Source organism: Roseibium sp. QJM3NY_11 (genome assembly GCF_056173175.1).
In genome coordinates this window covers 508,040-520,228 of sequence record NZ_CM149660.1, presented here as the reverse complement: position 1 = coordinate 520,228, position 12,189 = coordinate 508,040, and the positions used below count along the sequence as shown (strand labels likewise).

The 12,189-nt window shown below is 62.4% G+C and carries 13 protein-coding genes; 6 read left to right on the top strand and 7 right to left on the bottom strand.

Annotation, left to right across the window (positions count from 1 at the left end):
* Nucleotides 1-4: 4 nt before the first annotated feature.
* Together AC0VX3_RS02375 and AC0VX3_RS02370 are read left to right on the top strand one after the other, a co-directional pair.
* Nucleotides 5-643 carry a 3'-5' exonuclease gene (locus AC0VX3_RS02375; RefSeq protein WP_475523371.1) on the top strand — a complete coding sequence of 213 codons (639 nt, stop codon included), beginning with the start codon at nt 5-7 and terminating at the stop codon, nt 641-643.
* A 360-nt stretch (nt 644-1,003) separates the two neighbouring features.
* On the top strand, nt 1,004-1,333 hold the full coding sequence (locus AC0VX3_RS02370) for a hypothetical protein (RefSeq protein ID WP_475523370.1): 330 nt from the start codon (nt 1,004-1,006) through the stop codon (nt 1,331-1,333).
* A gap of 52 nt (nt 1,334-1,385) precedes the next feature.
* Here the strand turns inward: AC0VX3_RS02370 and AC0VX3_RS02365 are convergent, their stop codons facing one another.
* Nucleotides 1,386-2,771, bottom strand: coding sequence for a multicopper oxidase family protein (locus tag AC0VX3_RS02365; RefSeq protein ID WP_475523369.1), 1,386 nt, complete (start codon nt 2,769-2,771; stop codon nt 1,386-1,388).
* Between the two features lie 136 nt (nt 2,772-2,907).
* Nucleotides 2,908-4,503, bottom strand: coding sequence for a gamma-glutamyltransferase (gene ggt / locus AC0VX3_RS02360; protein WP_475523368.1), 1,596 nt, complete (start codon nt 4,501-4,503; stop codon nt 2,908-2,910).
* 248 nt (nt 4,504-4,751) lie between these two features.
* On the opposite strand from ggt, the gene AC0VX3_RS02355 reads away from it, so the two are divergent.
* Complete coding sequence (locus AC0VX3_RS02355; RefSeq protein ID WP_348144290.1) at nt 4,752-5,186, top strand: GlcG/HbpS family heme-binding protein; 435 nt, start codon at nt 4,752-4,754, stop codon at nt 5,184-5,186.
* Between the two features lie 274 nt (nt 5,187-5,460).
* On the opposite strand, the gene phaR is transcribed toward AC0VX3_RS02355, so the two are convergent.
* Nucleotides 5,461-6,036 carry a polyhydroxyalkanoate synthesis repressor PhaR gene (gene phaR, locus AC0VX3_RS02350; RefSeq protein WP_342893480.1) on the bottom strand — a complete coding sequence of 192 codons (576 nt, stop codon included), beginning with the start codon at nt 6,034-6,036 and terminating at the stop codon, nt 5,461-5,463.
* Nucleotides 6,037-6,593: 557 nt separating this feature from the next.
* Between phaR and AC0VX3_RS02345 the strand changes: the two genes are divergently transcribed.
* Both AC0VX3_RS02345 and phbB read left to right on the top strand, forming a co-directional pair.
* The gene (locus AC0VX3_RS02345; protein WP_475523367.1) at nt 6,594-7,775 is read left to right on the top strand and encodes an acetyl-CoA C-acetyltransferase; all 1,182 of its coding nucleotides are present in this window, start codon (nt 6,594-6,596) and stop codon (nt 7,773-7,775) included.
* Between the two features lie 129 nt (nt 7,776-7,904).
* A complete protein-coding gene (phbB, locus tag AC0VX3_RS02340) occupies nt 7,905-8,633 on the top strand; it encodes an acetoacetyl-CoA reductase (protein ID WP_475523366.1) in 729 nt (242 codons plus the stop codon).
* A 46-nt stretch (nt 8,634-8,679) separates the two neighbouring features.
* Here phbB and AC0VX3_RS02335 read toward each other — a convergent pair whose 3' ends face one another.
* The gene (locus AC0VX3_RS02335) at nt 8,680-9,423 is read right to left on the bottom strand and encodes a DUF3299 domain-containing protein (RefSeq protein WP_475523365.1); all 744 of its coding nucleotides are present in this window, start codon (nt 9,421-9,423) and stop codon (nt 8,680-8,682) included.
* 139 nt (nt 9,424-9,562) lie between these two features.
* Between AC0VX3_RS02335 and AC0VX3_RS02330 the strand changes: the two genes are divergently transcribed.
* A complete protein-coding gene (locus AC0VX3_RS02330; RefSeq protein ID WP_475523364.1) occupies nt 9,563-10,201 on the top strand; it encodes a septation protein A in 639 nt (212 codons plus the stop codon).
* Between the two features lie 309 nt (nt 10,202-10,510).
* Here AC0VX3_RS02330 and AC0VX3_RS02325 read toward each other — a convergent pair whose 3' ends face one another.
* The 3 genes from AC0VX3_RS02325 to mtgA all read right to left on the bottom strand — a co-directional run bounded on the left by AC0VX3_RS02325 (nt 10,511) and on the right by mtgA (nt 12,163).
* Nucleotides 10,511-10,933 (bottom strand): hypothetical protein, encoded by a 423-nt coding sequence (locus AC0VX3_RS02325; protein ID WP_475523363.1) that lies wholly within the window; start codon nt 10,931-10,933, stop codon nt 10,511-10,513.
* Between the two features lie 210 nt (nt 10,934-11,143).
* Nucleotides 11,144-11,329, bottom strand: a complete 186-nt coding sequence (gene rpmF / locus AC0VX3_RS02320) for a 50S ribosomal protein L32 (protein ID WP_306142215.1) — start codon at nt 11,327-11,329, stop codon at nt 11,144-11,146.
* A 183-nt stretch (nt 11,330-11,512) separates the two neighbouring features.
* Entirely contained in the window at nt 11,513-12,163 is a 651-nt protein-coding gene (gene mtgA / locus AC0VX3_RS02315; RefSeq protein ID WP_475525123.1) for a monofunctional biosynthetic peptidoglycan transglycosylase, read from the bottom strand.
* Nucleotides 12,164-12,189 lie beyond the last annotated feature (26 nt).

The following is a 12,189-nucleotide window of genomic DNA, read 5'->3' as shown; positions in this document are numbered from 1 at the left end:
CGTCATGACCCATGCCATCATTTTCGATTGCGAATTTCTGACCGCCACCGGTGCCATGAGCCGGATCTGGGGCGGCCCGCTCGACCCGGATCCGTCCGTGGCCCAGATCGGGGCCGTAAAGCTCTCCCTCGACCCCGGCCATGAAATTCTGGATACGTTTCAGGTCCTCATTGCCTCCAGGGACAGGCATGGCCGAAAGGCCGTTCTCGACCCGTTTTTCACGGAACTGACCGGGATCGATCAGGCCTCGGTCGACCGGGACGGTATCGGCATGGCCGAGGCGCACGACCTTTTCGACAAATTCGCCGGGGACGGCACCTTGTGGTCGTGGGGCAAGGACGAGCTCAATCTGTTTGCCATCAGCTGTTATGTCGAGGGATTTGCGCCAAAAATGCCGATACAGCGGTTCGGCAATGCCTCCGGCCTTCTGCTCAACGCCGGCATGCCCCGGGAAGATGTTGCCAGCACGACCAGCGGCAGACTGGCGGATTATTTCAACATCGAAAGCGCGCCGAGGCGCCAGCACGACGCCCTCGACGATGCCATGTCCGTCGCCTTGACCCTCCAGCTTCTGCTGCGCACCGGCAGGCTCTGGCCGCTGGAGTTTCAACTGCCGCTCACGGTGAAAACGCCGTCTGGCTGACCATCGCCAGCCCACGGACCGACCACATGCTCTCGCGGCGGGGCCAAAATAACCGCCGATATTCATGACCGGATCCTGACCAGCCCCCGGCCGTGACAACCGGACAGGCTGCTGCCTCGCGGCGAGACAGTCCTCGTCATCGCGATGGCAAGGGCGTCCCGGCGGTTGCCACCGCTATCCCCGTTTCTCACTGCATTTGTCCGGTTTTGCACCAACCTGTTAACTTTTGTGACCGGGAATTGGCACAAAGCTGCGGACAAAAGGTTAACGCGTTCCTATATTGGCATGGTGATTGCGAAGTTTCAGACAGGGCAGGCCTTGGCGTGCCATTTTGAAACAGTGAGGCGTTGAGCTGTGCGAGTGAACCCGGTAACTTCGGCAGGCCGTTCCAATGTGAGGCGCAAGCGTCCCTCTCTGGGAGAGACGGAATCCGAACGTCAGGCCAGCGATTTCTCCGCGCATCTTCCTGCACCCCAGCAACCCGTTCTGGAGCGTGATCAGTCCGCGTTTTCATCACGCTACCTGCCGAACTCGGTCTTCCTGGCACATCTGATCGCCACCCGTGACGGCGACCTTCAGACAAGGGCATTCAGACAGACCGCTTCACTCAACGGTGCAAACACCTACCGGGACACGGCCTCCCTGCCGCGCCGCCGCGCCGCCGGGCACTTGTTCAAGACGGAACGCTAGCCCGCACCTGCTGCTGTCCGGCCCGAACCGGATGTACCGGACAGCGATAAACTCATTCCGCAATCCGCAGAAAACCGGCCAGTCCGGTCTTCTGGTGTTCGATGACATGGCAATGGAATGCCCAGTCGCCCGGATTGTCGGCCACCAGGGCCACTTCCATCGTCTCGTTCTCCAGCAGCAAGGCCGTATCGGTCACCAGCGGCGCCAGCTGTCGCTTGTTCGACCTGAGCAGCCGGAAGGAGACGCCGTGCAGATGGATCGGGTGCGCGTTCGGCGTCTCGTTCCTGAACCGCAGGATGTAGGACTTGCCAAGCCGCAGCATTGCCAGCGGATCGAACGGGCCCGGCAGGTCCCCGGCCCAGGCAGTGCGGTTGATCGACCAGAATGTATAGCCGAGCGATCCGCAGATACTGGCCTGCGGCGCATCGCCTTCCGGTGACCAGCCGAACACGAAGTCCAGCACCTCCGCATTGGCAAGATCGGGCTCCGGCACCGGGTTCGGCGCAAGCGGTTTCAATTCGCGGAGATCGCGGCGAGCTCCCTGTCCCTGCGGCAGGAACACCGCCAACTCCTTGTCGCCATTGGGGCGTTTCAAGAGGAGGCGCACCGTCCCGCTTTCATCGTCGGGGACGCGCAGGGCGATGTCGGCCCGCTGCCCGGGAGACAGCACCACGTCTTTTGCTGGAACTGGCCTGGGCAATGGATTTGAGTCCAGCGCGATCAGCTGGGCGTCACCGCCGGTGATGTCATACGTTCCGACCCGGGTGACGTTGGTCACCGCGAGACGCAGCCGCACCAGACTGCCGGCAGCAAGCTCATAGTGCGGCGCGACCTTCCAGTTGACCGTCGAGACCGTGCCGTAGGTCCCGCCGCGGGCCGCGTTGCGGGGCTTGAACAGATCGATGAACTGGCCGTCGCCACCCAGACGGAAATCCCGGATGTTCAGCGGCAGGTCCTGGTCGAACCCCGGGTCTTCGTCTTCCTCCACGACCAGGACCCCGGTCAGGCCGCGGGCCATCTGTTCCAGCGTGTTGCAATGGGGGTGGTACCAGAATGTCCCGGCATCCGGCGGCGTGAACTGATAGCGGAATTGCTGCCCCGCCTCGATCGGAAGCTGGGTCAGATAGGGCACCCCGTCCATGCCGTTGGCAATCCTCAGCCCATGCCAATGCACCACCGAGGCCTCGTCAAGCCCGTTCCGGACGTTGATGGAAGTCGCCTGACCTTTTTTGAAGCGCAGCACCGGCGGCGGGCCGTCTGGGGCAAAGCTCATCATGTTTTCGGTAATCGTGCCGGGCAGAACGGAATGGCGGATCCTGGCAAGCGTCAACGAATGGACGGCGGCCTGCGCCTGGCGGGACAGGAGACCGCCGGCGGCGAAGGCCGCCAGGGTTGCCGTGCCGCCAAGCAGCAGTTCGCGCCGCGATAAACCAGCCATGTCAGATCGTATCCTCAAACACCTGTTGGCGCGTCACCCGACGGCCACCGGCCCAACCGACACCCGAACGGCTGCAATCTCAACGGGCGGATTGTCGCGCAAGATCCGAACCAGCCCCCCGACCAGGCCAAAGGCATCAATAACCGGCGGCGTGCCCGTCCTTGCGCGGATCGGAGCCGGCAATCAGCATCTTGCGCGCCCTGTCGATCATGATCGCCTGGGCGCCGCCGATTGGCCCGTCCGCCGGCACGACCTTGTGACCCAGTGCTCTCAGGCCGTCCAGAGTCGACGCAGGCACGAGCCTTTCGGCCTGCAAATCGTGGCTGTCCATGTCGAAGAACATGCGCGGGAAGTCGATGGCCGCCTGTACGTCCATGCCGTAGTCGACGATATTGGTGAGCAGATGCGCATGGCCGCAGGCCTGGTACTGACCTCCCATCACGCCGAAGGACAGATACGGCGCGCCATCCCTCAGCATCATCGCGGGAATGATGGTGTGCATCGGGCGTTTGCCGCCATCGATCGAATTGGGATGTCCGGGAGCCGCCCGGAAAGACTTGCCGCGGCTGTGCAGCAGAACGCCGCTTTCCGGCGCGACGATGCCACTGCCGAAATCGGTGAACAGGGAATTGATGAAGGACACCGCCAGGCCGTCCTTGTCGACCACGGACAGGTAGACCGTGTCGGTCTGGGGCGCCAGTCCGCTTTGGGGAATCGCGGCAAGGCGCTTTTCCGGCGAGACTTGCGCGGCAAGCCGGTCCAGATAGGCCGAGCCGATCAGGTGGGAATGACACACATCCATATGGCCCGGATCGGTCACGAACCGGTCGCGAACCGCATAGGCAAGCCGCGCCGCCTCCATTTCCAGATGAAAGCGTTCCGCGCCCAGCGGATCGAGATTTTCAAGATCGAACCGCTCGAGAATCCCGAGCATGACCAGGGCGATGATGCCCTGGCCGTTCGGTGGCAGCTCCGCCACCGTGTGCCCCTTGTAGTCCCGCATCACCGGTGAGACCGCCGTGGTGTGGCAGGCGGCAAGATCGTCCAGGGTCATCAGCCCGCCCCGGGAGCGCAGCGCTGCGACGATGTCTTCGGCAATGTCGCCGGAATAAAAGGCATCGGCCCCGCCTTCGGCGATCTTTTCCAGCGTTTCGGCCAGATGCGGGTATTTCAGGATCGTCCCGGCCTTCGGGGCCTCGCCCTTGACCAGATAGTGGGCCGCGGTAACCGGATCGGCCCGCAATTTGTCCACGTCACCCGCCCAGTCGTGCGCGACACGCGGTGCCACCGGAAATCCCTCGTGGGCGTATCGTATGGCGCGCGTGAAGAGAGACTGGAACCCACGCGTGCCGTGAGCCTTGAGCAGCGTCTCCCAGGCGCGCACGGCACCGGGAACGGTAACCGAATGCGGCGAGGTGTCCGTGATCTCGTCGACCCCGAGCTCCGCCAGCTTCTGCGGTGTTGCCGCGCGCGGTGCAGCGCCCGAGCCGTTGAACCCGGTCAGGCGGCCGTCAGGCTCCATCACGATCGCGAAACAGTCGCCGCCGATTCCCGTCATGTGGGGCTCGACAACACATTGCACGGCGACCGCAGCGATGGCCGCATCGACCGCGTTGCCGCCAGCCTGAAGTGTTTCAAGCGCCGCACTGGTCGCAAGGGGATGCGAGGTTGCCACGGCGGCTTCCCTTGCGAAAACCGGGGACCGGCCAGGTGCCTGAAAATCACGCTTCACTGAAATCCTCCTGCGGGAAACCGCATTCTTTCCGATATGTTCCAGAAGCTTCTCGGGAATACCGACTATTCCGCAAGCTTCTGTTCTGATAGCAAATTCAATTCGCGGGCAGCACCTTAAGGAGAACCGGCGAAATGCGCAAACCTCTGCTCATTGCCGTTTCAAGGCAGTCTCCCGACAGGATCGCCCGGCGCTGAGACGTTCCCGTTTCAGGTCGAAGATATGAACCACCAGAAGGGTGCCAATCAATGACAATCGGTATCGGACTTTCAATCGCAGAGACCATCACTTCCGCCGCATTCGAAAAGGCAGCCGAGCTGAAGCTCAAGCCGCTGACGGTCGCGGTCCTGGATGCGGGCGGTCACACGGTCCTGCTCAAGCGCCAGGACGGGTCCTCGATCATGCGGCCCCAGATCGCCACGGGCAAGGCGGTCGGCGCCCTCGCGGTGGGCACCGGCACAAGGTGGCTCAACGCCAATGCCGAATCGCGTCCGCATTTCGTCAACGCCCTCAACGGCGTTTCCGGCGGCGCCATTGTTCCGGTGCCCGGCGGTGTGCTGATCAAGGGTGCGGATGGGCAGACGCTCGGCGCTGTCGGCATCACCGGCGACACATCGGACAATGACGAGGCCTGTGCCGTTGCCGGCATCGAAGCCGCCAGCCTCACGGCCGACTGCGGCTGAGCATCACGGTCGAAGCGGAGCAGGCAGGCGATCCTGCGGGACGCCGCCTGCGCCGCTTGCAGCGTTGAGGACAGGCCTTCCCGAGCGGTGTGGTCCCCACACCGCCCTCATCCTGCAATGCCGCGGAGACTGTCCCTCAGGCGGGAAGTCGTGCTCCTGCAATTCACTGTCCGACGATCCACTGTTCAGCGATCCGCAACCCGGCGCTTGCGAAATTCCAGGATCCGGAAATGCGCAAGCCTTCGGGCTGATCGACAGGATATGAAATCCTGATTCAGGATTTCTCGCCAAGCTGGTTGATCTTTTTCTGCATTTCCTCAAGCTGGCGCTTCATGTCGTCCAGATCCGACCCGCCCGCCTTGTCGTCAGTCGCCTCGGTCTGGGCCGACCCGCCTTCGCCGGCCGGGAACGGCATGAACATCTTCATGGCGCGCTCGAACATTTCCGTGTTGCGCTTGACCTGGTCCTCGATGGCATCGAAGGCCGTCGCGCCGAAGGCACCGCCCATTTGCGAGCGCAGCTTTTCCTGCTCCTTGGTGAGGGATGTCATCGAGTATTCCAGAAAACTCGGAACAATCCCCTGCATGCTGTCGCCGTAGAAGCGGATCAACTGCCGCAGGAACGTGACGGGAAGCAGGTTCTGCCCCTTGCCTTCCTGCTCGAAAATGATCTGGGTCAGGACGGACCGGGTAATCTCGTCACCGCTCTTTGCATCAAAAACGACGAAGTCCTCTTCCCCCTTCACCATCACCGCCAGGTCCTCAAGGGTGACATAGGTGCTGGTGCCCGTGTTGTAGAGCCGCCGATTGGCGTATTTCTTGATAATTGTCGGCTCGTTTGTCTTGGCCATTCGTCACTTCCGCCTATCTGCCTCACGGCTAGATCGGCCTGCATTCACGTAAATTCCAATGAATGCAGAAATCCGATCCATCCTCAGGGATCCGAGCCTCTCGTCCGCGTTCTGGAGAACACGGGGTGCGCTCGAGGGGGAGTACTCCCCACTCCCGTTTTCCATTTGACGACAAGGCCTTCGCGAGCCTGCCATCACCTCCGACAATGAGACTAAGCCAATCGTATCGGATCGTGCCACCCTTTTTATGTGCGCCGACGAAAGGATGATGCCGCAATTGCGAAAACAGGGCTTCAATTAGGAGTGTTACGGTTGACACGACTGCGGGTGAGGTTTCTAGTTCCGGCATAAACAAGGATCAGAGTGCCCCTGGGGTACGAACCCTTGGACAGGGATGGAACGGCACGAGAAATCGCGGACGCACGCACTGACGGGGCCCCCCGCCCGGTCGAGCGCGCTGCCTCCGCCGTGAACACCGTTACAACCTCATTCATGGGTCCGTGCCCTGGTGGCGCCAAACTGCTACGGCCGTCCGGCCACGAGTCCTGGAGAGTAGAATGAGCGCTTTCAACGATATCGTTATTGTCAGTGCGACCCGCACGCCTGTCGGGTCTTTCAATGGGTCTTTCGCCAACACACCGGCGCATGACCTTGGTACGATCGTGATGAAGGCCGCGATGGAAAAGGCCGGCGTCGACGGCGGTGACATCGACGAGGTCGTGTTCGGCCAGGTGTTGACCGCCGGACAGGGCCAGAACACCGCGCGCCAGGCCGCCATCAATGCCGGCATTCCGGACAAGGCCACCGCCTGGACCCTCAATCAGGTCTGCGGTTCGGGCCTGCGCACCGTTGCCATCGCAGCGCAGCAGATCCTCACCGGAGATGCCACCATCATGATGGCCGGCGGCCAGGAGAGCATGTCTCTTGCACCGCATTGCGCGCACATGCGCGCCGGCTACAAGATGGGCGACTTCAAGATGATCGACACCATGATCAAGGACGGCCTCTGGGATGCCTTCAACGGATATCACATGGGCCAGACCGCCGAGAACGTCGCCGAGAAATGGCAGATCAACCGCGACCAGCAGGACGAATTCGCCGTCGCCTCCCAGAACAAGGCGGAAGCCGCCCAGAAGGCCGGCAGGTTCAAGAACGAGATCACCCCGGTGACGGTCAAGGAGCGCCGGGCCGAGCGTGTTGTCGAGGACGACGAGTACATCCGTCACGGCGCGACCCTGGAAAGCCTCGCCAAACTGCGCCCGGCCTTCACCAAGGAAGGCTCGGTCACCGCGGGCAACGCATCGGGCCTGAATGACGGCGCCGCCGCCATCCTGGTCATGAGCGCCGCGGAAGCCGAAAAGCGCGGTCTTACGCCGCTCGCCCGCATCGCGTCCTGGGCGACCGCAGGTGTCGACCCGGCCGTCATGGGCTCCGGTCCTATCCCGGCGTCGCGCAAGGCGCTGGAAAAAGCCGGCTGGAACGCCGCTGATCTCGATCTTGTCGAGGCCAACGAAGCCTTCGCCGCCCAGGCCTGTGCGGTCAACAAGGACATGGGCTGGAACCCCGACATCGTCAACGTCAACGGCGGCGCGATCGCCATCGGCCACCCGATCGGCGCGTCCGGCGCGCGCGTCCTGACGACGCTGCTCCATGAAATGGGCCGCCGCGACGGCAAGAAGGGTCTGGCCACATTGTGCATCGGCGGCGGCATGGGCGTTGCCATGTGCCTGGAACGCTGATCTCGAAGATCATTTGACGGAGATCATGGCCAGCCACCGCTGGCCATGATTGGAAAAAGACGGTTCCTGAACCATTCAGGAACCCATGAGGTCCGAAGGACCCGGAGCGGGAAGGCAGGAGGAAGCGGAATGAGCAAGGTCGCATTGGTCACAGGTGGCACACGCGGAATCGGAGAGGCGATTTCTCGGGGATTGAAAGACGCAGGCTACACTGTGGCGGCCACGTATCACGGCAATGTGGAGAAAGCGGAAGCCTTCAAGGCCGAAACCGGCATTCACGTCTACAAATGGGACGTTGCCAATCCCGATGAATGCGCCGCGGGCATCGCCCAGGTGGAAAGCGACCTCGGTCCGGTCGAGGTGCTGGTCAACAATGCCGGCATTACGCGCGACGGCATGTTCCACAAGATGGACTTCGACCATTGGCGCGCGGTGATGTCCACCAATCTCGACTCGATGTTCACGATGACCAAGCCGGTCATCAACGGCATGCGCGGACGCAGCTCGGGCCGGATCATCAACATTTCCTCCATCAACGGCCAGAAGGGTCAGATGGGGCAGACCAATTACTCCGCCGCCAAGGCTGGCGTGATCGGTTTCACCAAGGCGCTGGCGCAGGAAAATGCCTTCAAGGGCATCACCGTCAACTGCATCTGCCCGGGCTACATCAACACCGACATGGTCGCCGCCATGCCTGAAAAGGTGCTGGAATCGATCGTCTCCAACATCCCGGTCGGCCGTCTCGGCCATCCTGAGGAGATCGCCCAGACAGTGGTCTACCTGGCTTCCGGCGCTGCTGCCTTCATGACCGGTGCCGTCATGACCATCAATGGCGGCCAGTACATCGCCAACGGTTGAGACAACAGGTTTCATTCGGTGAAAAAGCGTCCCCGGGGGCGCTTTTTTATTGGCCGCTTTCCGCCGCGGGCTTTCCGAAGTTCAGGAAGTTCTTCCAGAGCCGGTTTTCCGGATTGGGGCGCGTCTTTTCATCGAGGCTGCGCACCTCCGTGACATCCATGTGGAAGGCGGCAATCATGTCGACCTGACCATCCAGCAGCGTGATCTGCTGGCGCACGGTTTCAATGGACAGCTTGCCGGTCAGCAGGACAGGTTCATAGATGTATTGCGCCTCCCATCCGCTCGACACACGGTAGCGGATCATCTGGTTGGGATCGGGTGCAGGCATGTGGCTGCACATGCCTTGTTCCGGCACCAGGTAGCCGCCGGTCACCCCTCCACCGCCAGGGTCCTGGACAGGGATCACGTAGCCGGTGATTGCAATTTCCTTGCCCGCCAGTGCGGGATTGCCTGCCAGCACCGCGGCGGCCCGTTTCCTGCCGATTTCCACCCGCTGCGACAACAGCCAGTCCGTGCGCACGCCTGCCGCCGCCAGTCCGGCTTCCTCGCTCCGCAGCCTGCCCTCGATCCGGCGTCTTGCCTCATCCGCCAGGCTGGCGTCTTCAAGACGCTGGCGCAGCCGCAGCACTGTCCCGAGCGACCTGAGGTCCTGGATGCCAAGGGCGGCAAACGGATCGATGAATTCCGCTGCTTTCGGATCCTTCAGGTTTTCCCAGATGACAGGCGTCGCCGCCTGGCAGATCTGCATCGCCAGAAAATTCGTCAGAAGAAAGACAATGACACGTCTCACGGGGCAGCCTCCACACGCATTGTTCCCCCAGCTCCGTCCAGAGCATTTAGCATCTTTGGACGCATAAGACAGCCCTCCCACTTGACCCGTCCGGTTCTGTGCCCCTATCTCCCGGTAACCAACCGCGGAGCAGCACAACATGGAATTCGAACACGCCCCCAACGATCCGACCCGCAAGGAACTGTCGCCGCTTCTGAAGCTGGCGCTGGAACTCGGGCCCCTTGGCGTGTTTTTCCTGTTCAACGCCAGGGGCGAACAGATCGCCGCGTCGTTTCCCGTGCTGGAAGCCGTCGGCAAGCCGATCTTTCTCGCCACCGCGGCCTTCATGGTGGCCATCACGATCTCGCTGGTGGTGTCCCTGTGGCTGACACGACGGCTGCCGATCATGCCGCTGGTGTCCGGCGTTGTCGTTATTGTGTTCGGCGCCCTGACGCTGTGGCTGCATGACGAGCTTTTCATCAAGCTGAAACCGACCATCGTCAATTGCCTGTTCGGCTCGATCCTGCTCGGCGGCCTCCTGTTCGGCAAGGCCCTGCTCGGCTATGTGTTCGACAGCGCCTTTCGGCTGACCGACGAAGGCTGGCGCAAGCTGACGTTCCGCTGGGGGGTGTTCTTCTTCGTCCTGGCGATCATCAACGAGGTCGTCTGGCGCAGCTTCTCGACCGATTTCTGGGTCAGTTTCAAGGTCTTCGGCATCATGCCGATCACGATCCTGTTCACGCTGTCCCAGCTCCCGCTGATCCAGAAACACGCGCTCGTGGAAGACGGCGACACCTGAGCGCGGCGCGCGGGACGGCAATCCGCTCCGCCATCTAATTTGGCGAGAGCTGAGACAGAAGCACGACATTGTCGAGGATGGTGAGGCGTGAGGCGCGCGCACGCCCGCTGACGGGCCACATTTTTGACCGGGCCGCCCCTCCAGGGTGTCATTCCCGCGAAAGCGGGAACCCCGGCCTCCTCATAGTCGGCCGTACTGACACCGCAAGGCCCGGGACTCCTGGGTCCCGGGTCCCGGGTCTCCGCTTCGCGGCGCCCGGGATGACAGCAGTGCTATTCTGCGAAGGCCGCACCAGCCCCGGCAATGCCCTCAGTGCACCTGTCCGTGTCCGAAGGACACGTCACGGCGGGCACCTGTGATGGAGATCGAAAAGCCCGCGATCACATCGATCAGCGAGATCGCCATCAGAATGAAGAACAGCGACGTGGCCGCCTGTTGCACCACCAGAAACTCCACCAGATAGACGACGAAGACCAGCACCGAGAACATGTGGTCGAGCAGCGCCGTCGTGCCGATGCGCGTCGCCTTCAGGATCTCGATGAACAGGAAGAACAGGCCGACCGTGATCAGGACGTTGCTGGTCAGGAGCTGGAACGTCGCGCCCGAGACCATGGCGATCGTGATCAGGGGCTGCGCCCAGAAGCCGGCATCGGAGGCACCGGCCGTAAACGCAAGCGCGTTGTAGATCAGGAGAGAAAACAACGTGAAGGGAATGGCGGAAAATAGGCGCATGAAGCAGCTCCCGTATGACTCTTGCCCGAAGCGGGCCGAATGCGGCGAGCTGACACGATCTTGAGAGCCAATTCAAGGCGGGCCAAAAGAAAAAGGCCGGCCTGTCGAAACAGGGCCGGCCTCAATCCTGATTTGCCATTCGGCGATCCGCCCGAAGGGAATCAGAGCCAGGTCACGGGTCCGCTTTCAGAAGGTGAAAGCAGGCCGGTCTCAGGCGTCTTCCTTCGGGGACAGGATCTGACGGCCCCGGTACATGCCGGTCTTCAGGTCAACGTGATGCGGGCGGCGAAGTTCGCCCGAATCCTTGTCCTCGACGTAGGTCGGCTGCTTCAGGGCGTCCGTGGAACGGCGAAAACCGCGCTTCATGCGCGAAGTTTTTCTCTTTGGAACGGCCATTTTATCTTTTTCTCCGTGGTCCATAACCGCGCGGCCCGGACCGGGTTCGCCCGGGGCGTGGCGTCACGCAACGTGTTTGAATGCGCGGCGTTATACAGGCAACACCGGCGTTTTGCCACCCCATAGCGAAAATTTTCTTGGCGCGGCCGGCGAAAGCGCTCCCGCACGGATCTCCCGCCAGGTTCAATTCTCCAGAACGCACCCGAAAATGGCGCCCGCACCCTTGACCCGGGCCAGGTTGGTCGCCGCCAGCCGGCGGTGGCCCGGCGACGGTTTCGCCGGGTTGCGGCCGCGCGGATTGGGCAGCGCCGTCGCCAGCCGGGCGGCCTCGGTCCGTGTCAGGTCGCTCGCCGGTTTGCCGAACCAGGCCTGCGCGGCGGCCTCCGCCCCAAAGATGCCCTCACCCCATTCGGCAATGTTCAGATAGATTTCCATGATGCGCTTTTTCGACAGGATCGCGTCCAGCATCAGCGCCAGGGGAAGTTCCATTCCCTTTCGCAGATAGGACCGGTCTCCCCAAAGGAACAGGTTCTTGGCGGTCTGCATGGTCAGGGTACTGGCCCCGCGCGGCCGTTCCCCTTCGCTGAGGGCCTCGACCTGCTCCTGCAGGGCCCCCCATTCCACGCCGTCGTTCTCGCAGAACCCGCTGTCTTCCGAGGCGATCACCGATCTGACCAGGTGCGGTGTGATCCGCTCGAGCGGCTCCCATTGCCGGTCGACCCACAGGAACTGGACATAGCGGCCGATCATGAGCGTGCTGACCGGCGGCACCACCGAATAGATCACCGTCAGAACCGGCGGCAGCAGGAGCAGGACGAGCAGCAGTTGAAGCATCCGCTTGCGGACGGTAGGCCACAATC

Coding starts and splice junctions, on each gene's coding strand:
- AC0VX3_RS02375 (WP_475523371.1), top strand. CDS start 5: ATGACCCATGCCATCATTTTCGATTGCGAATTTCTGACCGCCACCGGT.
- AC0VX3_RS02365 (WP_475523369.1), bottom strand. CDS start 2,771: ATGGCTGGTTTATCGCGGCGCGAACTGCTGCTTGGCGGCACGGCAACC.
- AC0VX3_RS02355 (WP_348144290.1), top strand. CDS start 4,752: ATGACAATCGGTATCGGACTTTCAATCGCAGAGACCATCACTTCCGCC.
- phaR (WP_342893480.1), bottom strand. CDS start 6,036: ATGGCCAAGACAAACGAGCCGACAATTATCAAGAAATACGCCAATCGG.
- AC0VX3_RS02345 (WP_475523367.1), top strand. CDS start 6,594: ATGAGCGCTTTCAACGATATCGTTATTGTCAGTGCGACCCGCACGCCT.
- phbB (WP_475523366.1), top strand. CDS start 7,905: ATGAGCAAGGTCGCATTGGTCACAGGTGGCACACGCGGAATCGGAGAG.
- AC0VX3_RS02330 (WP_475523364.1), top strand. CDS start 9,563: ATGGAATTCGAACACGCCCCCAACGATCCGACCCGCAAGGAACTGTCG.
- AC0VX3_RS02325 (WP_475523363.1), bottom strand. CDS start 10,933: ATGCGCCTATTTTCCGCCATTCCCTTCACGTTGTTTTCTCTCCTGATC.
- rpmF (WP_306142215.1), bottom strand. CDS start 11,329: ATGGCCGTTCCAAAGAGAAAAACTTCGCGCATGAAGCGCGGTTTTCGC.
- mtgA (WP_475525123.1), bottom strand. CDS start 12,163: ATGCTTCAACTGCTGCTCGTCCTGCTCCTGCTGCCGCCGGTTCTGACG.